At 65.1% G+C, this 21,745-nt stretch carries 14 protein-coding genes; 8 read left to right on the top strand and 6 right to left on the bottom strand.

Annotated features, from left to right (window positions below; genetic code table 11):
* Window positions 1–16 precede the first annotated feature (16 nt).
* Window positions 17–2,371, bottom strand: coding sequence for a peptidoglycan glycosyltransferase PbpC (gene pbpC, locus ABE528_RS21710; RefSeq protein WP_346654032.1), 2,355 nt, complete (start codon window positions 2,369–2,371; stop codon window positions 17–19).
* A 77-nt stretch (window positions 2,372–2,448) separates the two neighbouring features.
* Here pbpC and ABE528_RS21705 point away from each other — a divergent pair, with 77 nt between their 5' ends.
* The gene (locus tag ABE528_RS21705; RefSeq protein ID WP_346654031.1) at window positions 2,449–2,742 is read left to right on the top strand and encodes a hypothetical protein; all 294 of its coding nucleotides are present in this window, start codon (window positions 2,449–2,451) and stop codon (window positions 2,740–2,742) included.
* 81 nt (window positions 2,743–2,823) lie between these two features.
* Here ABE528_RS21705 and ABE528_RS21700 read toward each other — a convergent pair whose 3' ends face one another.
* Complete coding sequence (locus ABE528_RS21700) at window positions 2,824–7,725, bottom strand: alpha-2-macroglobulin (RefSeq protein WP_346654030.1); 4,902 nt, start codon at window positions 7,723–7,725, stop codon at window positions 2,824–2,826.
* Between the two features lie 163 nt (window positions 7,726–7,888).
* Here ABE528_RS21700 and ABE528_RS21695 point away from each other — a divergent pair, with 163 nt between their 5' ends.
* On the top strand, window positions 7,889–9,226 hold the full coding sequence (locus ABE528_RS21695) for an MATE family efflux transporter (RefSeq protein ID WP_346654029.1): 1,338 nt from the start codon (window positions 7,889–7,891) through the stop codon (window positions 9,224–9,226).
* Between the two features lie 101 nt (window positions 9,227–9,327).
* Here the strand turns inward: ABE528_RS21695 and speA are convergent, their stop codons facing one another.
* The 4 genes from speA to ABE528_RS21675 form a co-directional block, all read right to left on the bottom strand.
* Entirely contained in the window at window positions 9,328–11,241 is a 1,914-nt protein-coding gene (gene speA, locus ABE528_RS21690) for an arginine decarboxylase (RefSeq protein ID WP_152956918.1), read from the bottom strand.
* 152 nt (window positions 11,242–11,393) lie between these two features.
* The gene (locus ABE528_RS21685) at window positions 11,394–11,765 is read right to left on the bottom strand and encodes a translation initiation factor Sui1 (protein ID WP_346654028.1); all 372 of its coding nucleotides are present in this window, start codon (window positions 11,763–11,765) and stop codon (window positions 11,394–11,396) included.
* 217 nt (window positions 11,766–11,982) lie between these two features.
* Window positions 11,983–12,519 carry an NUDIX hydrolase gene (locus ABE528_RS21680; RefSeq protein WP_152956919.1) on the bottom strand — a complete coding sequence of 179 codons (537 nt, stop codon included), beginning with the start codon at window positions 12,517–12,519 and terminating at the stop codon, window positions 11,983–11,985.
* 2 nt (window positions 12,520–12,521) lie between these two features.
* Window positions 12,522–13,589: a DUF2333 family protein gene (locus tag ABE528_RS21675; protein WP_346654027.1), complete on the bottom strand. Its 1,068-nt coding sequence runs from the start codon at window positions 13,587–13,589 to the stop codon at window positions 12,522–12,524.
* Window positions 13,590–13,835: 246 nt separating this feature from the next.
* On the opposite strand from ABE528_RS21675, the gene ABE528_RS21670 reads away from it, so the two are divergent.
* The 6 genes from ABE528_RS21670 (at window position 13,836) to accC (ending at window position 21,727) form a co-directional block, all read left to right on the top strand.
* The gene (locus ABE528_RS21670) at window positions 13,836–15,215 is read left to right on the top strand and encodes a diguanylate cyclase (RefSeq protein ID WP_152956921.1); all 1,380 of its coding nucleotides are present in this window, start codon (window positions 13,836–13,838) and stop codon (window positions 15,213–15,215) included.
* Window positions 15,216–15,320: 105 nt separating this feature from the next.
* Window positions 15,321–17,282, top strand: coding sequence for a methyl-accepting chemotaxis protein (locus ABE528_RS21665; protein WP_346654026.1), 1,962 nt, complete (start codon window positions 15,321–15,323; stop codon window positions 17,280–17,282).
* A gap of 102 nt (window positions 17,283–17,384) precedes the next feature.
* On the top strand, window positions 17,385–19,163 hold the full coding sequence (locus ABE528_RS21660; RefSeq protein ID WP_346654025.1) for a protein-disulfide reductase DsbD: 1,779 nt from the start codon (window positions 17,385–17,387) through the stop codon (window positions 19,161–19,163).
* A 179-nt stretch (window positions 19,164–19,342) separates the two neighbouring features.
* Window positions 19,343–19,795: a type II 3-dehydroquinate dehydratase gene (aroQ, locus tag ABE528_RS21655; protein WP_027920816.1), complete on the top strand. Its 453-nt coding sequence runs from the start codon at window positions 19,343–19,345 to the stop codon at window positions 19,793–19,795.
* Window positions 19,796–19,895: 100 nt separating this feature from the next.
* Window positions 19,896–20,354 (top strand): acetyl-CoA carboxylase biotin carboxyl carrier protein, encoded by a 459-nt coding sequence (gene accB, locus ABE528_RS21650; RefSeq protein WP_152956924.1) that lies wholly within the window; start codon window positions 19,896–19,898, stop codon window positions 20,352–20,354.
* Between the two features lie 17 nt (window positions 20,355–20,371).
* A complete protein-coding gene (gene accC, locus ABE528_RS21645) occupies window positions 20,372–21,727 on the top strand; it encodes an acetyl-CoA carboxylase biotin carboxylase subunit (RefSeq protein ID WP_152956925.1) in 1,356 nt (451 codons plus the stop codon).
* Window positions 21,728–21,745 lie beyond the last annotated feature (18 nt).

Raw genomic sequence — 21,745 nt, 5'->3', positions numbered from 1 at the left:
GGTAAACGTCGAACCCCTACTCGGTGACCTGGAACGCCACCCGTGCTGTTTCTCCGCTTTCATCCAGGGCACTCAGCTCAAACTGCCCGGCCTGGTCGAAACGTACCAGCACGCTGCCCTGCCCTTCGCTTTCGCCCAGCGGCTGGCCGTTGAGGAACCACCAGCGCCGCCCGCCACCGCCGAGGGCAGAGACGTGCAGCTGCAAGGGTTCGCTGCTGGTGGCCGGGCGCTGCAGGTTATCGCCGGGACGCACGCCCACGATGGACAGCGGTGGCGCGCTGGCCGGCACCTGTGGCGGGCAGCTCGGGTCCACCGCCGGCAGCCGCGCCGCACGCCGCTCGACGCGTGGCAACCAAGGCTCCAGCGGTGCCGGCCACAAGGCGATGTCGCGCGTTTTGGCGCCTGGACAACTGCCGTCCACGCGCAGGCCCTGGGCATTGACCCAGATGCTCTCGCGCAGCCCCAGGCCGAGGGGCTGGTCGGCGGCCTGCAAAGTGGGAGGTGTGGTGCCATCGAGTGTCCAGGCAAAGCGCTGACGCCGGCAGTTCGGGTCCTGTCGGTTCATCGGCTGGCCCAGCGGCCAGCAGATGGCTGCCACGCCAACACTTTCCGGCACGCGTTCCACCGGTACCCGGATGCCCCGCTGGCTGTCGCGGTTGCTCAGCAAGTCATGCACCTGCAGCATCAACGGTGCCGCCGAGGCCAGGCCGAACTGCCCGGGCACCGGCGTGCCATCGGGGCGACCGATCCACACCCCGATCAGGTAACGCGGCCCTACGCCGATCGACCACGCATCGCGAAAGCCATAGCTGGTACCGGTCTTCCAGGCCAGTTGCGGGCGCTGTACCAGCTCGGCATGCGGGTCGCGATCAGGCCGCGCCTGGCCACTGAGGATGCGCCGAATGATCCACGCCGCGCCCGGCGACATCAACCGGCGCTCCAGCAGCGGATCCTGCGGTTGCAGGCGAACCTGCGCGCTGTTACCGCCCCGGGCCAGTGCCGCGTAGCCACCGACCAGGTCCTCCAGGCGGCTGCCGGCACCGCCCAGAATCAATGCCAGGTTGGGCTCGGCCAAAGGCGGCAGCGCCAGAGGCACGCCAGCCATGCGCAACTGCGCGGCAAAGCGCTTGGGGCCATAGGCTTCGAGCAATTGCACCGCTGGCAGGTTGAGTGATAGCGCCAGCGCCGAACTGGCGGAGACCGGGCCGCTGAAACCCATCGAGAAATTTCCGGGACGATAGTCGCCATAGCGACGTGGCACATCCTGCAGCAGTGATTCGGAGTGGATCAGGCCGTCATCCATGGCAAGGCCGTAAAGAAACGGCTTGAGCGTCGAGCCTGGTGAGCGCAACGAGCGGACCATGTCGACATGGCCAAAACGGCGCTCGTCGCTGAGGTCGATCGAGCCCAGATAAGCGCGTACCGCCATGGTCTGCGCCTCGACCACCAGGATCGCTGCCGAGGTGCGCTCCGGCAGGCGCGCGCGCCAGCCCAGCAGCAGGTCCTCCAGGCGCCGTTGCAACGAGGCATCGAGGGTGGTGCGGATCAAGGTCGGGCTGTCAGGGGTGTTCAGCCGCCGCGCCAGCAGGGGCGCCAGCGCGGGTTCCTGACGCGGGGCCAGCAGCAGAGGTTCTTCGGCCGCCTCCTTGATCTGTTGCGCCGGCCACACCTGATACTCGTCCAGGCGCTGCAACACCTTGTCGCGGGCACGTTGGGCACGGGCCGGGTGGCGGTCCGGGCGCAAGCGGCTCGGTGCCTGCGGCAGCACCGCCAACAATGCGGCCTCGGCGGGGGTGAGGTGCTGCGGCGACTTGCCCAGGTAAGCCCAACTGGCCGCTGCCACACCCTGCAAGGTACCGCCGAACGGGGCACGGTTCAGGTAGATCTGCAGGATCTCGCGCTTGGACAGGTGCCACTCCAGCTGCGCAGTGCGCCACAGCTGCCGCAGCTTGCCGGCCAGGGTGCGATCATGGGGGTCGAGCAGGCGTGCAACCTGCATCGACAATGTGCTGCCGCCAGACACTACCCGCCCACCGCGCAGGTTGAGCCAGGCCGACCGCGCCAGGGCCAGCGGGTTGACCCCGGGGTGGCGGTAGAACCAGCGGTCCTCGTAGGTCAGCAGGGCCTGCAGGTACAGCGGCGAAACCTCTTCCGGGCTGACCGGATAGCGCCACACGCCATCGGCATCGGCAAAGCGCCACAACGGTGTACCGTCTTCGGCCAGCACCACCCGTGCCAGGTCATTGCCCGGCAACGGCAGCGGCCAGATGCGGTCGGCCAGCCACAACAGGCCGAGCAGTATCAGGATGCTGACCGCGGCAGCACGCACAAGCCTTCCCGCTCGGCTACGTGGCCGCGCTAAGCTTGGCATCGGGAACCGACCTGGCCAGGTAATGGCCAAAGGCTTGGGAGCGGCAAACGTGCCGATTCGTTCATCAGGAAGCAACTATGCATGTAGAAGGTTTTTTCGAGTGGCTTGGCCAGGCACTGGGGTCATTGATCCGCTTCATCGTCGACGCCTTGAGCGGCCTGTTCAACCTGCTGGCCAACGCCGGGGGCAATTTCATCGATGGCCTGGCACGCACGCTGGGCATGGACACCTCGCTGCTCAGCATCCTCGCCCTGATCATCGGCCTGATGCTGCTGTATTCGGCCTTCCGCGCCTTCATGCGTGCCTCGATCATCCTCGGGATCATCTGGCTGGTGCTGGGGCTGTGGGTGATGAGCTGGGTCATTCACTGAAGAACAGCTGCAAGTCTCGAGCTGCAAGCTGCAAGAAAGCCAATCTGCTTCACTTGCAGCTTGAAGCTTGAAGCTTGCGCTTCAGCGCGCTTTCACCGTCATTTCACCCTGCCCGTCCCCCACCGCCTGCAGGTTCGGCCGGTACATCGACTCCACCTGCGGCGGCGGCACCCGGTAGGTGCCCGGGGTCACCGCACGCGCCAGGTACAACAGGTGCGTGGTGCCATAGCCGTCGAGCTTGAGGGCCGCCACGTAGCGGTCATCACGGTACTCCTGGTGCACCACGCTGGCGTTCTGCATCGACTCACGCCACTGCTTCACCGCGCTGCTGGCATTGTCCAGGCTGGCAGCGCTCTGGGCGAGGTTCTGGTTCTCCAGTTCCAGGCCAGCAGGCAGCAGGTCAACCACCAGGGCATCCGGCACGCGATCAGTGGCCTTGAGCGCCAGGTGCACCAGCACCAGGTCGCCGCTGCGCAGGTTGTGCAGGTCCAGCGGCTGGCCATTCATGCCCAGGTAGTCGCGGCGAATCTCCATGCCATTGCCACCGGCGGCAGGCGCCTGGCGTGGATAGCCCGACAGGGTCAGTTGCTGATAGAGCGTTTCGCTACCCTCGTTCTGCACGCTCAGCGGCGAGGCCAGCAACGGCCCTTCGAGCTTCATGCCCGCCTCGACATTATTGAATTCACGCACCTCACCAGCACTGTCCAGGCGTGCCTTCCACGGCGCTTCCGGCTTGCCCAGCAGACCACGGCCGGCCAGGTACAAGGCATTGCGCTCCTGGGTCGACAGCCAACGGTTGGCCGCCAGCTCGTCCGACAGGGCGAACAGCCGCTGGTCGACCTGGTTGCTGGCCAGTTTGCTCTCCTGCAGCAGCGCCAGGATCAGCGCCTGGTCGCGCAGGCTGCTGCCATAGTCGGCCATCCAGCCCTTGCTACGGCTGATGCCCAGGCCCGCCTGCAGCGCCTGCTCGGCGCGTGGCTTGTCGCCCATGGCATCCAGCGCTACGGCAAGCTGCACCAGCGGCAAGCCGGAGCGGGCATCGGCGCGGCGCTCGAACAGGCTGCGCAGGGCACCCAGCGGTGCCTGCTGGCTGCGCGACAGCACCAGCGCGGCGTAGGCTTGCACGGCAAAGCGAGTGTGCTCGGCGTTCTCGCTGTAGTCGACTTCGATCAGGTTGCGTTCCTGCAAGTAGCGCAGCAAGCGCTCGTTGGCCTTCTTCAAGGCCTCGGCCGGCACGCCGAAGCCCTGGTCGCGCGCACGCAGCAGGAAGTCGGTGACATAGGCGGTCAGCCAGTATTCCTCTTCACTGTCCGAGCTCCACAGGCCGAAGCTGCCGTTGTAGCGCTGCATGCCCAGCAGGTGCTCGATGCCCATCTCGATCTTGCGTTTGCGCACCTCGGCCGGCTCACCCTTGATGCCCAGGCGCTTGAGGCTGTCGGCATCGGCGTAGAGTGATGGGTAGAGGCCGCTGGTGGTCTGCTCCAGGCAGCCGTAAGGGTAGGCTTCGAGGGCGCGGATCTGTTCCGCCAGGTTCAGTGGCGGGCGGCTCGACAGCGCCAGGCTGGCTTCCAGGCCCGCAGGTTCGAAGGCGGCCAGATCGCTTTCCGGCAAGGTCCATGGCTGGTCCTTGAGGGCCACGCGGTAATGCTTGAGCATCGCCGGATAGGCCGGGCGCACACCCAAGGTCCATTCGCGCTCGAAGGTATTGGCCGGCTCGCCCGGCAGTTGCAGGCCATTGACCCGCACCTGCACCTTGCCCTGCCCCAAACCGCCAAGGGCTTGCACCGGAATCAGCAAGGTGCGGCGCTCGCCTTCGGCAAGGGCGACACTCTGCTGGGCGCTGGCGGTAAGCTCCAGCTGCCCCTCGGTGGTGATCTCGACATTCAATTGCTGGGCACGCCCCGACAGGTTGGCCAGGTCCAGCGCCAGGCTGGTGCGATCACCGCCGGCCAGGAAGCGCGGCGCAGACAGCTCGGCGATCAGCGGCGCGGCCACCACAGTCTTGCCTTCGGCCATGCCGAAGTGCTCGTCGGTCCAGGCCTGGGCCATCAGCCGCAGCTCGCCGTTGAAGTCGGGAATATCGACCGTCGCCTCACCTTCACCCTGATCGTTGAGGGTCACCGGCAGGCTTTGCTGGGCAACGATGGTCACCGTGGTATTGGGCCGCTTGCCGCCCTTGGCCATCGCCGCATCACCACCGAACGCCAGGCTGGCCAGGCGCCCCTGGCCGGCTTCGATCAGCTGGCCGTAGATGTCCAGCTGGTCGGCGCCATAGGCCTTGCGGCCGAACAGGCTGGCGAACGGGTCGGGGGTCTTGAAGTCGGTGATGTTGAGGATGCCCACGTCGACGGCGGACAGCAGCACGTGCACCTGCTTCGGCACGCTGCCGTCGGCATTGGCGGCCTTGATCTTCACCGTCAGCGGCTGCTTGGGCCGCATCTTCTCCGGCGCCTGCAAGCTGACCGCGAGCTTGCGCTCGGCACGCGCCAGCGGCAGGTGCAGCACGCCGACGGCGCGCTTGGGCGTGGCATTGGCCTTGCGCTCACCCGGGCGGATCACCAGCGCACTGATGTACAGGTCGTGGCGCGCCCACTGTTTGTCCAGCTGCACCTCGAAGGTCTTGCCCTCCGCGGGCACCTCGATTTCTTGCCACCACAGCGGGCCATCGCTGGACTCGATCATCAGGTAGCCGCTGCCGGCCGCAGGCGGGGTCACGGTGACCTTAGCGCTGGCGCCATCGGCATAGGCCGGCTTGTCCAGTGCCAGCTTCACCTGATCCGGTCGCACCGCGCCGCCTTCGGCGTTGTCCTGGGCGCGGTAACCGGCCCAGAAGCGCTCGCTGGAAACCAACCCGGTCTCAGGGTCTTCCACCTCGACCCGGTACGGGCCCCATTCCACCTGGAAATTCAGTTTGGCGGTGGAGCCTGCCTTGACACTGATGGTCTGCTCGCTCTGGGTGAGGAATTTCTCGTTGTAGTTGTAGCTCCAGCCATCGCTCTGCGAGTAGTTCCAGTAGTAGTCACGGCGCTCGCGGATCAGCCGCACTTTCAAGTCATTGGCGGCGAGCTTGTTGCCTTCACGGTCAGCCACGAGAAACTCGAATTCGACCGGGCCATCGCTGTCGGTTTCTTCGCCGTCGAACAGGCCGCGCAGGCCAGGCAGGCGCTCGGCTGGCCAGATCGGCTGTTCGAGGCGGCGGGTGATCGGCCGGCCGCCGGATTCCTGCAGGCTGGCCTGCACGGTCAACTGCAGCGGCGAGCGTGCTTCGGCCCAGTGGCTCTCGATATCGACCACTGCCTTGCCGGCCTGGTCAAGGGTGACTTCGTCAAGCTCCAGGTCCTGGGTCAGTTCGGTTTCGGTAACCGAGCCGAACTGGTAGCCCGGCAGTGCCGGCACGGCTTCACGCAGCGGGCGCACACAGGCTTGCCCGCTCAGGCGATTGCCGGCAGCCGGCGCACCGTAGAGGTAGCGGCCATTGACCTGAATGCGCGCATCCTCTTCGGGCGACAACGGCGTATCGCTACCCTTGAGCTCAAGTGCCAGGCGCTCGGGGAGGAAGTCTTCGACCAGGAATTGGTAAACCTGCTTGCGCCCGCCGCCCAGGTCGAGCAGCAATTGCCAGCGACCGGTCGGGGCCTCCGTAGCCAGTTGCAGCTGATACTGGTAAAGGCCATTGGCATCGGCTTCCCAGACGAACTTGCGGCTGACCTGCTCGTCGGGGCGGCGCACTTCCACGCTGACCGGCTGGGCCTTGACCGGCTTGCCATCCTGATCGCGCAGCAAACCGTTGAGCAGCACCGTTTCACCCGGGCGATAGAGGTCGCGCGGGCCAAAAATGAAGAATTGCAGCGAGTTGGCCTGGGGGCCGGTGATGTCGAACTCGGCCAGGTCCAGGGCTGCGGTGTTCAGGCGCAGCAGGGTGGTGTGCACGCCCTGGGTGGCGATCAGGGTATCGGCCTTGGCAGTGATCGGCAGTTGGGCATGGCCGGCACCATCGGTCTTGGCCTGGGCCAGCAGCTTGCCCTTGTCGTCATGCAGTTCGAGGTTGACGTCCTTGAGTGCCTTGCCGCCCTCCAGGGCCTGGGCGAACACGTCCAGGCGGTCGCGGTAGCGGTGGGCAGACACGCCAATGTCGCTGAGGGTGAACAGCGTCGCTGGCTGCGAATAGTCGTAGGTACCCGAGGCGCGCATCACGGCCAGGTACACGCCGGGTTCCTGCAGCGGCTTGATCCCGGCAATCGGCAGCAGCACGGTCTCGCGGGTGTTGCGCGCCGGGTTCAGGTCGAAGCGGCCACTGTAGACCAGCTCGGCCATGTCCAGGGTTTCCTTGGACTGGTAGTAGTACAGGCTGCTGTTGCGGCCCCAGCTGGCCAGGAAGGTCGAGAGCATCTCAGGCTTGACCCGGAAGAACTCGACATCGACCTTGGCAACGTTCAGCGCGATCACCGGCAGGCCTTCGGCCAGGCGTGTGGGCAGCAAAGAACCGCGGCTGGCGAAACCAACGGTGGCTTGCATGTCGCGGGTTTCCAGGCGGCTCACCGATTCGCTGTCGAGCTTGTTGCCGTTGACGGCCAGCAAGCCCTTGTCGACGGTCAGCACCAGCTTGCGCTGCGGTTCCAGGTGGCGCAGGCGCAGTTCCATCTGGTTGTCGGAGAGTTCCCAGGCACCGTCGACCTTGCCCTTGACCGTATCGACCAGGTGCACCTTGCTGGCGAAGTCCTGCTTGGCGTCCAGCGGTGCCGAGAAGCTGATCGACAGCGTGCTGGCGCCATCGAGCTGCACTTCCGAGACGTCCAGCACGCTGAGCTCGCGCCCTTCGTAGCGTTTGGCAAGGACGGCAGGGTCCTCGCGCTTGGGCGCCGGGGCCTCGACCGCAGCGCTCGCGGCCGGTTCTTCGGTGGCAGCGGGCTTGCCCGGCGTCGAGGAATCACAGGCACTGAGCAAGGCCAGCGCGCAGGCCAGCAACAATCCTTTGTTGAACATGGAGTGGGAACTCTTTGGCAGCGTGTACGTGAGGGCAGCAACTATAGCGCAACGGCGGGTCTGGCACTTTCGTCGATGCGGCAAGTAAGACCGTGTTCGCGCAGATTGGTTGCCTGCCCGGTACACTGTGCCCGCGAAGCGCCCCACAGCCTCAGGAATTGCAATGCCGCAACTGACCACCGACTGGCAGCACCGCCCCACCCACCGCAAGGTCTGGGCGCTGGCTGCGCCGATGATCCTCTCGAACATTTCGGTACCGCTGGTGGCCCTGGTCGACAGCACCGTGATCGGCCACCTGCCCCACGCCCACCAGCTCGGTGCGGTGGCCGTGGGCGCCACGCTGTTCACCTTCATGGTCGGCCTGATGGGCTTCCTGCGCATGGGCTCCACCGGCTTCGCTGCCCAGGCTGCCGGGCGTGCCGACGGCGCAGCGCTGCGCCAGGTGCTGGTACAGGGCCTGCTGCTGGCCGTGGCCTTCGCGCTGCTGATCGGCCTGCTCGCCCTGCCCTTCAGCCAGTTGGCGCTGCACGCCATGCAACCGAGCGTGGCGTTGCAGCAATCCACTGAAGACTTCTTCCATACCCGGTTGCTGGGCTTGCCGGCAGCGCTGGCCAGCTATGCGCTGGTCGGCTGGTTCCTTGGTACGCAGAACGCACGGGCGCCACTGGCGATTCTGCTGACCACCAACCTGCTGAATATCGCCCTCAACCTGTGGTTCGTGCTGGGCCTGAACTGGGGCGTGCTGGGTTCGGCACGGGCCTCGGTGGTCGCCGAATGGTGCGCCGCATTGCTCGGCCTGGCTTTGACCCGCCCGGCCCTGCGCGCCTACCCCGGGCAGATCGCCTGGGCTGCGCTCAAGCGCTGGCAGGCCTGGCGGCCGTTGCTGGCGGTGAACCGTGACATTTTCCTGCGCAGCCTGGCGCTGCAGCTGGTGTTCCTGCTGATCACCGTGCAGGGCGCGCGCCTGGGTGAAGCCACCGTGGCGGCCAATGCTCTGCTGCTCAACGGGCTGCTGCTCACCGCCTACGCCCTCGATGGCCTGGCGCATGCCGTGGAGGCGCTGTGCGGGCATGCCATTGGTGCGCGGGACCGGGATACCTTGCGCCGGTCGTTGGTGGTGGCCTGTGGTTGGTCGCTGATCACCAGTGTGGGGTTTGCCGGTTTGTTCCTGCTGGGCGGGCATCTGTTCATCGACTTGCAGACCGATATCGATAGCGTGCGGGCAGCGGCTTATCCGTACCTGCCGTATCTGGCGCTGCTGCCGTTGATTGCGGTCTGGAGCTACTTGCTCGACGGGCTGTTCATTGGCGCGACCCGGGCGCGGGAGATGCGCAATGCGATGGTGCTGTCGGTGCTGATTGCGCTGCCCTTTGGTGTGGTCATGAGCGGGGTTGGCAACCATGGGTTGTGGTTGGCCTTTCTTGCGTTCATGGCGTTGCGGGCGGTGACGTTGGGGTGGGTTGGCTGGCGGTTGAAGCAGCGAGGTTTGTGGGTTGGCTGAGGGTGCATGCCTCGGGTTTTGCGGGGGCGCGTAAATCGAGCGCCGCCCGCGCGGCGCTCGGTCTCATAAGCGCTGAAGGTGCCCCGGCGGACACCCTGCGATCACGAGGAGAGGTAGGAAGAACGCGTCAGGCCCAGACGCAACGCATCCAGGAACTGGGTCCGCTCACGGGCGCTGATCTTGGCGCTGGCCACCTTGTCACGGTAATGAGTCATCAACTCCTCCGGTGACAGGTGCACGTAACGCAGCATGTCTTCGATAGTGTCGTGGGTCTCGATACCGGCGTGATACACGCTGCCATCGGCGTTCTGGTAGATGTTCACCGAGTCGGTGTCACCGAACAGGTTGTGCATGTCGCCGAGGATTTCCTGGTAGGCACCGACCAGGAACACGCCCAGCAGGTAGTCCTCACCTTCGTTGACCGCATGCACCGGCATGCTGGTCTCGATGCTCTGCTCGTCGACGTACTGGTTGATCTTGCCGTCGGAGTCGCAGGTCAGGTCCTGCAGCACCGCACGACGCATCGGCTCTTCGTCCAGGCGGTGCAGCGGGATGATCGGCAGTACCTGGCCGATGGCCCAGGTGTCCGGCAGGCTCTGGAACACCGAGAAGTTGCAGATGTACTTGTCGGCCAGCTTGTCGTTGAGCTCGTCCAGCACCTGACGGTGCGAGCGCTGGCGGGCCTTCAGCGAGTTGTGCAGGCGGCGGCACACGGCGAAGTAACACTGCTCGGCCAAGGCTTTTTCAGCCAGGCTGAGCTTGCCATCGGCATACTGCGCCGCCACGTCACCCATGTAGTGGGTGGCGCGCCAGTAGGTTTCGGTAACCATCTCGATGTCGGTCGGGCCCAGCAGATCGACCAGCCATTGCACGGTTTCCGGCAGGGCTTCCTTGTTCTCGATGGTTGGCACGTCGTCGTTGTGCTTCTCGACGTCGGTCACCTGGATCACCAGCATCGCGTGGTGCGCCGTCAGCGAACGGCCGCTCTCGGAGAAGATGTGCGGGTGCGGCAGGCCCTGCGCGTCGCAGAACTCCTTGAGCATGCCCACCACCACGCCGGCGTAGTCATCCATGTCGTAGTTGATCGAGCTGGCGTTACGCGAGTGGGTCCCGTCGTAGTCCACGCCCAGGCCACCGCCGACGTCGATATGGTCGACCGGCAGGCCCAGCGCACGCAGTTCGCCGTAGTAGCGAATCGCTTCCTTGAAACCGTGCTGGTAGTCGGCCAGGTTGGCAATCTGCGAGCCCATGTGGAAGTGCAGCAGGCGGATGCCCTGGTCCAGGCCGGCATCGCGGAAGCGCTGCACCACCGAGATCAGCTGGGCGGCGGACAAACCGAACTTGGACTTCTCGCCCCCGGTGTCTGCCCACTTGCTCGACGCCAGCGACGACAGGCGCACGCGCAGGCCGACCTGTGGCTTGACCTTGAGGTCGGCGGCCTCGTCGATCACCAGAGCCACTTCCGACTCTTTCTCGATGACGATGAACACGTTATGGCCGAGCTTCTGGCCCATCAGCGCCAAGCGGATGAACTCGCGATCCTTGTAGCCGTTGCAGACGATGGTGCCACCTTTCGGCGCCAGCGCCAGGACCGCCAGCAGCTCGGGCTTGGAACCGGCTTCCAGGCCGATCGAGACGTTCTGCGTGGCGATGATGTTTTCCACCACCGCTTCCTGCTGGTTGACCTTGATCGGGTACAGCGCGGTGTACTGGCTCTGGTATTCCAGGCGCGCGATGTTGGCATCGAAGGCACCGGTCAGCTGGCGCACACGGTCCTGCAGGATGTCGGGGAAGCGCACCAGCAGTGGCAGCGACAGGCCGCTCTGACGCAGCTCGTCGACCTGTTCGAACAGGTCGATCGGCGCGCTGCTGGGGCCGTTAGGGCGCACTTCGACGCGCCCGGCTTCATTGATGGCGAAATAACCAGCGCCCCAATGGCGGATGCCGTAAACACTGCGGCTGTCGGCCACGGTCCATTGGCTACCATCGTCTTTGCGTGTGCGTCGTACGGACATTCAAGTCCCCTATAGATAAGTCGAAGACACTGCCCCACGAAGAGGCGGGCGCAGTGTAAAAGCCAAAAATGACGATTCGTCCGTGCCCTGGGGTAGACCCTGGTCACGGGAACGAGTTTAGAAAGCGTTGGGCAAAAAATCGCCTGGGCGTATCAGCCGCCGGCCTTTTTCGCCTTGAAGCCCTGTTTGATCAGCTCGGCGATCAGCAGCTCGACGTGGTCGCCCTGGATCTCGATGACCCCATCCTTCAGCGCACCGCCGGTACCGCAGCGGCGCTTGAGGGTGGTGGCCAGCTCCTTGAGCGAGTCGAGCGGCAGCGGCACGCCGGTGACGGTCGTCACTGTCTTGCCGCCACGGCCTTTGCTTTCACGACGCACACGGGCGATGCCGTCACCTTCGGGGATGACTTGCTGCTTGCAGGTGCAGGCGTCCACCGGCTGGCCACAGTCGGGGCAGTGCCGACCGGCATCGGTGGAGTAAACGAGACCGCCAAGGGCGGCGAAGGAAGAAGCTTTCTTGGCCACTTTTGTTCCTCTGTGCTGAGGACAAAAACTGGTCGGCCCCAGGGGTTGAGCCCGACCGCGAAGCCCCACTCTGGCAGGGGCGGCGCTACTGCCGCAAGATCCTGCGGCAGCCCGAAAAGGGCGCGCAGTGTAACGATAAATCAGGCCGTTGCTAAGTACTGGAATGCGCCATTTTGCGAATGTTTTGCGACCTTGGGGCAGCGATGCGGCCCCAGCTTCATTTCAGGCTGGCCTTGTAGCGCTGCAATGCGGCCAGCGAGTCCGGGCAATACGGCTTGGTCAGGCTTTCCTGCTCGGCTTGCTCAAGGCTGATGAACTTCGCCTCGATCACTTCCTCCGGCTGCAACCGCAGTGGCGCATCCGACACCGCCGAATACACCGCACACCACAGGTGGTTATCCGGCATATCGAAATAGAAGCGCTCATGAAAGCGCAGGTCGACGCCGTCGATACCCAGCTCCTCGGCCAGCTCGCGGGCAGCCGAGTCGTCATACGCCTCCCCCGCCGTCACCATGCCACCGGCCGCCACGTCCCAGTACCCCGGGTACAGCGCCTTGCTCAGAGCCCGCCGGTGTACGCACAGCTCACCGGCACTGTTGAACAGCAGGATGAACGTGCAGCGGCCGATCAGCCCGCGCTCACGCAGCTCGGCCCTGGGCAGCGCGCCGAGCACCTGGTCGGCGGCGTCGACCCAGGCGACCAGTTCACGGTCGGAAGCCGCCCGGTGGGCGGCCTCGTTGGCGCTGATGGCCATGCTCAACCCTGCGACAGCAGCTGACGCAGGTCGATGACCGCAGCATTGGCCCGGGAGATGTAGTTGGCCATGACCAGCGAATGGTTGGCCCACATGCCGAAGCCACTGCCATTGAGCACCATCGGGCTCCACAGCGGTTCCTGCGAGGCTTCCAGCTCACGAATGATCTGGCGCACGCTGACCGTGGCGTTCTTCTTCGCCAGCACGTCGGCGAAGTCGACCTCGATGGCGCGCAGCAGGTGCGAGAGCGCCCAGGCCTGGCCACGGGCTTCGTAGAACACGTTGTCGATCTGCAGCCACGGGGTTTCTACCAGCTCTTCATCCACCTGCGGTGCCTGGCCGGCGACTACCGACTCGGTCTTCAGGGTGGTGTTGAGCTTGACCCGGCCAACACTGGCCGACAGGCGCTGCGACAGCGAACCCAGACGGGTGGCCACGTCACCCAGCCAGTTGTTCAGGTTGTCGGCTCGGGTATAGAAGGCGGCGCCCTTGTCACCAGCGGCCAGGCGGGCCTGGTAGCGGCTCAGCGACTTGATGCCCTCTTCGAACTCCGACTCGCTCGACGGCAGGATCCAGCTCTTGTTGTCAAAGTTGAAGCGCGGCTCGGCCTTGGCCAGGTCGGCATCTTCGGTGGACTGCGACTGCGAACGGGCGAAGTCCTTGCGCAGGGCCCGGGACAGGTCGCGCACCTGCACCAGCACGCCGTATTCCCAGCTCGGCATGTTGTCCAGCCACAGCCCGGGCGGGAAGCGGTCGTTGGAGATGTAGCCACCCGGCTTGTTCAACAGGGTGCCGGCCACGGTCTTGAGGGTTTCGATAGTGGTATAGCCCACCACCATCTGCTGGCCGTTGCGCTCGGCGGCGGCCTGGGCATTCTGCTGCACCGGGAACAGCGCCGGCTCTTCGCTCCAGTACCAGCCAAGGCCCAGGCACACCAGCAGGTACAACCCGATCAGGGTCCCCAGGGCACGGCTCCAGAGCCCGCCCAGATAGCTACGGGCAGCGGCACGGCGGCCATCGACACGCTCGCGGGGCTCGGCTTTGGCCTCGCGGTTTTTCCAGTCCAGCATGGCTTTGTCCTTAATCAGTCACGACGGTTCAGGGCTTGGACCACAGGCCAACGCCAGGGTGCCACGGCAAGCCCGCGTCGCAGCACTATAAAGCAGACACCGCCGTACGCATAAGCGACCAATGAGTCAGTAACTGAATATTCGTTCGTGAGCCTTTGTTGATGCGGCGCACGTACGGGTGGAAAAAGTGGTGCTAGCATAGAGCCATCATCGAACCTGCATAGCCCACTAATAAGTAGCCAGGACATGACCCAAGCCGCAGAGCCGAGCCAGGAGCACCTCTCGCAGGAGCTCGACCAGCTGTTGCAGCGCCTGTCGCGTACGCGCCTGCGCCATGGCGACCAGCCCGATCAGCTGGAGCTGCCACCTGCGCGCAAACCGGTCTACCTGCTGCTGCACGACCATGAACGTGCCGAGCGCCTCGCCCAGCAGCTGGAATTCTTCGGCCTGAGCGCGCAGCCGCAGCCCTGCGCCAGTGCGTTTCTGGCTTCGCTGGCCGAGCAGCCTCCGGCCGCCATCGTCATGGATGTCGACTTTTCCGGCCCCGGTGCTGGCCTGCCGTTGGCGGCGCTGGCGCAGCGGGGCCAGGCGCAGCCCATACCGCTGCTGTTCTTCAGCCTGCACGAAGCCGATACGCCGACTCGCCTGGCCGCAGTGCGCGCGGGCGGCCAGGCGTTTCTGACCGGTACGCTGGAAGCCTCCAGCCTGCTGGAAAAACTCGAAGCCATGACCAGCCACGCACAGCAAGACCCCTTGCGCGTGCTGATCATCGACGATTCACGCGCCCAGGCCCTGCATACCGAACGGGTACTGGCCAGCGCCGGCATGCTGACCCGCAGCCTGAACGACCCGATCCGCGCCATGGTCGAGCTTGCCGACTTCCAGCCCGACCTGATCATCCTCGACCTGTACATGCCGACGTGCTCCGGCCCGGAGCTGGCCAAGGTGATCCGTCACAATGACCGCTACGTCAGCGTGCCGATCATCTACCTGTCCGCCGAGGACGACCTGGACAAGCAGCTCGACGCCATGAGCGAGGGCGGCGACGACTTTCTGACCAAGCCGTTCCGCTCGCGGCACCTCATCACCACCGTGCGCAACCGCGCCGCCCGTGCCCGCCACCTCAAGGCGCGCATGGTCCGCGACAGCCTGACCGGGCTGTACAACCACACTCACATCCTGCAACTGCTCGAAGACTGCAGCTACCGCGCCCGCCGCGAGCGACAACCGCTGAGCTTCGCCATGCTCGACATCGACCACTTCAAGAAGATCAACGACCGCCACGGCCACCCCATGGGCGACCGGGTGATCAAGAGCCTGGCGCTGTTCCTCAAGCAGCGCCTGCGCAAGACCGACTTCATTGGCCGCTATGGTGGCGAGGAGTTCGCCATCGTCATGCCCAACACCTCGCTGGAAGCCGCGCACAAGGTGCTGGACGAGATTCGCCGGCGCTTTGCCGAAATTCTGTACCCGGCGCAGCCGGAAGATCTGCAATGCACCTTCAGTGCCGGGGTGGTGCAGCTGATTGATGAGCTGGATGCGCTGAGCATGGCCAGCACGGCGGACGAGGCGCTGTACCGGGCCAAGCATGCCGGGCGTAACTGTGTGGTCAGGGTCGACCTGTAACCGTCGCGCGCAATAGCTCAACGCCACCATCGTCATCACCTGGTAACAAATTCGCCATAAATTCAGGCACCTATCTCTCGACTCCCCCGCAGGAAGTTCGCGGCTATGCGCCTGAAGTGGCTGACCAATTTCAACACCCTGTTGCTGGTGACCGTGTGTATCGCCCTGGGCGCGACCTTGTGGTGGTCGCAACGCGCCCTGGAGCGGCCCTATCAGTTGATGGAGCGCTACCTGGGCCTGTCGCAGCAGTTCCAGAACCAGACTGCGCGCAACATCCAGGCTTACCTGGGCAGTGGCGATGCCTTGCGCCACGCCGCTGCCGTCGACGCCAACCAGCAGCTCGAAGCCTCGCTGACCGACTGGCCAGCAGAGCTCGCCAGCACGCTGCGCCCGAGCCTGGACACCCTGCAGGCCTTCACCGCCAACGAACTGCTCGCCGCCGGCAAGCTGGCCGGCGACCCGCAGGCCCTGCTGCTGCAGGCCGAACGGGAGCTTGGGGCCAACTTCGAACAGCTGACGGCCTATGCCCGCGACAGCGGCAGCAGCGAAGCCAACCGCTACCTGCTGCCACTGCTCGACGCCACCGTGCACCTGGGCCGGCTATCGCTGGCCCGGGACAAACTGGTCAGCAGCGGCCGCGCCGAGCTGGCCGACGAAGTCGAGCGCGAACTGCAACTGATCCGCACCCAGGCCCAGGTCATCGACGGCCTGCCGCTGCTGGGCGTGACCCGAGCCGCCGCATCCAGCGCCGACGACTTCGCCGCCATGATGGGCCTGGAGTCCCAGGCCAGCGAGCAGCAGGAAGACGTGGCGGTCGGCCTCAAGCGCGAACTGCAAAGCCTGCTCACCCGCTACCCCGCCGAGCTGCAACGCACCCGCGAACAGATCGAGCGCCGCACCGCCCTGGCCGCCAGCACCAACCAGCGGCTCGAAGCCGTGCAACTGGCCATCGCCAGCCTGGAGCCGGAAGTGCGCGGCCAGCACGCAAAGATCGCTGGCGAAGTGCGCATCATCCAGGGGCTGATGATCGGCCTGATCCTGCTGATCGCCTTGCTTGTCGACACCCTGCAGCGGCGCCTGGCCCGCACCTTGACCAGCCTGGCCCCGGCCTTGTCGCGCTGGGCCGAAGGCGACTTTGCCGCGCCTATCGCGCTGGGCAAGACCAACCGCGAGCTGCACGACATCCAGGACTCGCTCAACCGCCTGCGCCAGTACCTGGTGGAGCTGGTCGGCACCATCCGCCACAACGCCGAGCAAGTCGCCGGCAGCAGCCACGCCCTGGCCGGCATGAGCGCCGCCCTGCACCACGGCGCCGAGCGCCAGGCCGGCGACACCGGGCAGATTCGCGATGCGCTGGGCGAGCTGGAAGCGACCATTCAGCAAGTGGCCGGTGACGCCAGCTCCGCCGCCGATGCCAGCCGCGATGCCGGCCGTGCCGTGGAACAGGGCCAGACGGTGATCGGCCAGAGCCTCTCGGGGCTGCGGGCGCTGGTCGACGAAGTGCAGGGCAACGCGCGCATGATCGAACAGCTGGCCGAGGAATCGGCCACCATTGGTGGGGTGCTGACGGTGATTCGCGCCATCGCCGAACAGACCAACCTGCTGGCATTGAATGCCGCCATCGAGGCCGCCCGTGCGGGTGAGATGGGCCGTGGCTTCGCGGTGGTCGCCGACGAGGTGCGCTCACTGGCGCAGCGCACCACGGGGGCTACCGGCGAGATCCAGGCCCTGATCGACCGCCTGCAGCAGGCCGCGCGCGAGTCGGTGGCCGGGATGCGCACCCAGCTTGAGCATGCCGAAGCCACCGCCAACCAGGCCCAGGCCGCCGATGGCGCGCTGGATGAGATCGTCAGCGCGATCCGCACGATTGCCGATACGGCGGTGCGCATTGCCGATGTCACCGCCCAACAGAGTGGCGCGGTGAGTGAGATTCGCGATCACAGTGAGCGGATTCATGAGCTGGGTGAGGACAACCTGCAGCGCATTGGTGAAGGGCGTGAGCAGGGTGAACAACTGCTGAGCCTTGGTGGGGAGCTGAGCAAGGCGGTGCGGGCGTTCAGGGTCTGAGGCCGGCACAGGCAATACACAGCTGGCGCCATGTGTCGCCGTCCCTTTCAACCTGCGCCAACTCCGTTATCATGCGGGCACGTTCCACCTCGCGAGTCCGCCATGCGCCGCCTGTTTTTCCTGCTGTTCCTGCTGCTGGCCAGCCCTGCTTTCGCCTCGGGCCTGCTCGACAACCGCCCCAGCGCCACCCTCGGCGCCGCTTCGCTGTCCAACAATGCCGACTTCCTGCCGGTGCACGAAGCCTTCAAGCTCAGCCTGGTGCAGGCCGACGCGCAAACCCTCAAGCTGCGCTTCGTCGCCACCGACGGTTACTACCTGTACCGCCACCGCTTCCATTTCCGCACGGAACCGGCGGACATCGCCCTGGGCCCGCCAAGCATCCCCAAGGGCGAAGCCAAGCACGACGAGTTCTTCGGCGACGTCGAGGTGTACCACGGCGTGCTCGATATCGAGATCCCACGTACCGACGCCCGCGCCTTCACCCTGCTGGTGGGCTACCAGGGCTGCGCCGACAAGGGCCTGTGCTACCCGCCGGAAACCGAGCGCCTGAACATTGATGGCGAAGTTCCCGCTGCTGGCGCCGCCCTGCCTGCAGGTAACCAACAGGGCTGGAGCTGGAAGTCATTGTTGCTGTTCTTCCTCGCCGGGGTCGGCCTGACCTTCACCCCGTGCGTGCTGCCGATGCTGCCGATCCTGTCTGGCGTGGTCCTGCGTGGCCAGGTCGGTGGCCTGCGCGGCCTCGCGCTGTCGCTGGCCTACGTGCTGCCGATGGCCGCCAGCTTCGCCGTGCTCGGCGCGCTGATGGGCCTGTTCGGCGCTGGCCTGAACCTGCAGGCACGCCTGCAATCGGCCTGGGTACTGGTGCCGTTCGCACTGTTCTTCGTGGTGTTCGCCCTGGCCATGTTCGGCCTGTTCGAGCTCAAGTTGCCGCAGGCCCTGAACAACCGCCTGAACAACATCGCCAACCACACCCGGGGCGGCTCGCTGCTCGGTGCGGCACTGCTCGGCGTGCTTTCCAGCCTGCTGGTCTCGCCCTGCGTGTCGGCGCCGCTGGCCGGCGCCTTGCTGTACATCAGCGCCAGCGGCGATGCCGTGGGCGGCGCGCTCAAGCTGTTCGCCCTGGGCCTGGGCATGGGCGCCCCGTTGCTGCTGATTGCCACCGGTGGCGCGGCCTGGCTGCCGAAGAGCGGGCCTTGGCTGAACACCGTGAAAAATGCCATAGGCGTGTTGCTGCTGGGCCTGGCCATCGGGCTGCTCAGCCGCATTTTGCCGGGGCCGGCGACCTTGCTGCTGGTCGGGTTCCTGGCGGCTGGCGTGGCGCTGTTCCTCGGTGCCCTGGAGTTCGTGGTCAAGGCGCCACGCCAACGCCTGGCACAACTGTTGGGCCTGGCGCTGCTGGTGTATGCGCTGGCCTGCTGGTACGGCGCGCTGAGTGGCCAAGGTGACCCGCTGCGCCCACTGCCGCCCCCCGCCGCAGCCACCGACAGCGGTGCAGTGGCCAAGGCCGATGCCTGGCAAACCGTCACCACCCCGGCCGCACTGGACGCCGCCCTGGCCGAGGCCAAGGCCGCTGGCCAACCGGTGCTGCTGGACTGGTACGCCGACTGGTGCATCAGCTGCAAGGTGATCGAACACGAAGTGCTCAATGCGCCGCAGGTTCAAGGGCCGTTGAGTGCCTTCAAGCTGCTGCGCTTCGACATTACCGAAAGCAGCGCCGAACAGCGCACGCTGCTCGATCGCTATCAGCTGTTCGGGCCGCCAGCGTTGCTGTTCTTTGCGGCGAACGGTAGCGAAATGACCGCCGATCGTGTGATTGGCGAGATAAACGCCGGCGAATTTGCGCAGATTCTGACGCGCGTGCGTGGCAAACTCGGTCTATAACTTCCCGCGTGCCGGGAAATTTCTCCCAATGAGTGACCAGAATTAATTATTTGGTCACATACTTCGCGCGAACCTCGGGCAACGTGCTGGCTATTGCCGGGAACTGGACACTTGCCGTCGCTTTGCGGCACACTCGCCGCGCTGTGTCGAATTGCCCTACAAATCCAAGGAAACCGCAGATGGCAACCCTACTGGTGCTCCACGGCCCCAACCTGAACCTGCTCGGGACTCGCGAACCGGGCCACTACGGCGCCGTGACCCTGGCCCAGATCAACCAGGACCTGGAGCAGCGCGCCCGCGCCGCTGGCCACCATTTGCAGTACCTGCAGAGCAATGCCGAGTACGAACTCATCGAGCGTATTCATGCCGCACGCAACGAGGGTGTGGACTTCATCCTGATCAATCCGGCTGCTTTCACCCACACAAGCGTCGCATTACGTGACGCATTGCTCGCGGTGAGCATCCCATTCATCGAAGTGCACCTGTCCAACGTGCACAAACGCGAACCGTTCCGTCACCACTCCTACTTTTCCGATGTTGCAGTAGGAGTGATCTGCGGCCTGGGCGCCAGCGGTTATCGCCTGGCCCTGGAGTCTGCACTGGAACAACTGGCTGCCAACGCACAGCCCTGATAACGAAAACCCTGGCCTCAGTGGGCCGGGGTTACAGAGAAACGTTCAGATACGTTTTTAAATTTCGCCCCCTGACCGAACCTTTGGGAGTTGATGATTAATGGATATCCGTAAAGTCAAGAAACTGATCGAGCTGCTGGAAGAGTCTGGCATCGACGAGCTGGAGATCAAGGAAGGCGAAGAGTCGGTCCGTATCAGCCGCCACAGCAAGACCCCGGCTGCCCAGCAGTTCTACGCACCTGCGCCAATGGCTGCCGCGCCTGTCGCTGCTCCGGTTGCCGCTGCTGCTCCAGCCGCCGAAGCCGCTGCTGCTCCAGCCCTGAAAGGCACCGTGATCCGTTCGCCGATGGTCGGTACCTTCTACCGCAAGCCTTCGCCGACCTCGCCGAACTTCGCTGAAGTTGGCCAGAGCGTGAAGAAAGGCGACACCCTGTGCATCGTCGAAGCCATGAAGATGATGAACCACATCGAAGCCGATGTTGGCGGTGTCATCGACGCCATCCTGGTGGAAGACGGCCAGCCGGTTGAGTTCGACCAGCCGCTGTTCACCATCGTTTGAATCGCGGAGAGCCAACGATGTCTGGGAAGCTCGAAAAAGTCCTGATCGCCAACCGTGGGGAAATTGCCCTGCGGATCCTGCGTGCCTGCAAAGAGCTGGGCATCAAGACCGTCGCCGTGCACTCCACGGCCGACCGTGAACTGATGCACCTGGGCCTGGCAGACGAGTCGGTCTGCATCGGCCCTGCATCGTCCAAGGATTCCTACCTGCACATCCCGGCGATCATCGCTGCCGCCGAAGTCACCGGCGCCACCGCGATCCACCCGGGTTACGGCTTCCTCGCGGAAAACGCCGATTTCGCCGAGCAGGTGGAAAAGTCCGGTTTCGCCTTCATCGGCCCGAAAGCCGACACCATTCGCCTGATGGGCGACAAGGTTTCGGCCAAGGACGCGATGATCAAGTCGGGCGTACCGACCGTACCGGGCTCCGATGGCCCGCTGCCAGAAGACGAAGAGGTCGCTCTGGCGATCGCTCGTGACGTCGGCTATCCGGTGATCATCAAGGCCGCCGGTGGCGGTGGTGGTCGCGGCATGCGCGTGGTGCACAAGGAAGAGGACCTGATTTCCTCGGCCAAGCTCACCCGTACCGAAGCCGGTGCTGCCTTCGGCAACCCGATGGTCTACCTGGAGAAGTTCCTGACCAACCCACGTCACGTGGAAGTTCAGGTACTGTCCGACGGCCAGGGCAACGCCATCCACCTGGGCGACCGTGACTGCTCGCTGCAGCGCCGTCACCAGAAGGTGCTGGAAGAAGCCCCGGCCCCGGGCATCGACGAGAAAGCCCGTCAGGAAGTCTACAAGCGTTGTGTCGACGCCTGCATCGAGATCGGCTACCGCGGTGCCGGTACCTTCGAGTTCCTGTACGAGAACGGTCGCTTCTACTTCATCGAGATGAACACCCGTGTGCAGGTTGAGCACCCGGTGTCGGAGATGGTCACCGGTATCGACATCGTCAAGGAGATGCTGAGCATCGCCGCTGGCAACAAGCTGTCGTTCCGCCAGGAAGACGTGGTCATCCGTGGCCACTCGCTGGAGTGCCGGATCAACGCCGAAGACCCGAAGAAGTTCATTCCGAGCCCAGGCAAGGTCAAGCACTTCCACGCTCCGGGCGGCAATGGCGTACGCGTCGATTCGCACCTGTACAGCGGCTATTCGGTTCCACCGAACTATGACTCGCTGATCGGCAAGCTGATCACCTACGGCAAGGACCGCGACGAAGCCATGGCGCGCATGCGCAATGCTCTGGACGAGATCGTCGTCGACGGCATCAAGACCAACATCCCGCTGCACCGCGACCTGGTGCGTGATGAAGGTTTCTGCAAAGGCGGCGTGAACATCCACTACCTCGAGCACAAACTGGCCAGCCAGGAGTGATCGCGTTAGCGTGATGCA

Source organism: Pseudomonas sp. TWI628, assembly GCF_039673865.1.
Taxonomy (GTDB): Bacteria; Pseudomonadota; Gammaproteobacteria; order Pseudomonadales; family Pseudomonadaceae; genus Aquipseudomonas.
This window is presented reverse-complemented; position numbering and strand designations above follow the sequence as displayed.

What these genes read in the sequence shown, in the direction of transcription:
- ABE528_RS21700 (WP_346654030.1), bottom strand. Translation starts at nt 7,725, where the DNA reads ATGTTCAACAAAGGATTGTTGCTGGCCTGCGCGCTGGCCTTGCTCAGT.
- ABE528_RS21675 (WP_346654027.1), bottom strand. Translation starts at nt 13,589, where the DNA reads ATGCTGGACTGGAAAAACCGCGAGGCCAAAGCCGAGCCCCGCGAGCGT.
- ABE528_RS21705 (WP_346654031.1), top strand. Translation starts at nt 2,449, where the DNA reads ATGCATGTAGAAGGTTTTTTCGAGTGGCTTGGCCAGGCACTGGGGTCA.
- speA (WP_152956918.1), bottom strand. Translation starts at nt 11,241, where the DNA reads ATGTCCGTACGACGCACACGCAAAGACGATGGTAGCCAATGGACCGTG.
- ABE528_RS21665 (WP_346654026.1), top strand. Translation starts at nt 15,321, where the DNA reads ATGCGCCTGAAGTGGCTGACCAATTTCAACACCCTGTTGCTGGTGACC.
- aroQ (WP_027920816.1), top strand. Translation starts at nt 19,343, where the DNA reads ATGGCAACCCTACTGGTGCTCCACGGCCCCAACCTGAACCTGCTCGGG.
- ABE528_RS21670 (WP_152956921.1), top strand. Translation starts at nt 13,836, where the DNA reads ATGACCCAAGCCGCAGAGCCGAGCCAGGAGCACCTCTCGCAGGAGCTC.
- accC (WP_152956925.1), top strand. Translation starts at nt 20,372, where the DNA reads ATGTCTGGGAAGCTCGAAAAAGTCCTGATCGCCAACCGTGGGGAAATT.
- ABE528_RS21660 (WP_346654025.1), top strand. Translation starts at nt 17,385, where the DNA reads ATGCGCCGCCTGTTTTTCCTGCTGTTCCTGCTGCTGGCCAGCCCTGCT.
- accB (WP_152956924.1), top strand. Translation starts at nt 19,896, where the DNA reads ATGGATATCCGTAAAGTCAAGAAACTGATCGAGCTGCTGGAAGAGTCT.
- ABE528_RS21695 (WP_346654029.1), top strand. Translation starts at nt 7,889, where the DNA reads ATGCCGCAACTGACCACCGACTGGCAGCACCGCCCCACCCACCGCAAG.
- pbpC (WP_346654032.1), bottom strand. Translation starts at nt 2,371, where the DNA reads ATGCCAAGCTTAGCGCGGCCACGTAGCCGAGCGGGAAGGCTTGTGCGT.
- ABE528_RS21680 (WP_152956919.1), bottom strand. Translation starts at nt 12,519, where the DNA reads ATGGCCATCAGCGCCAACGAGGCCGCCCACCGGGCGGCTTCCGACCGT.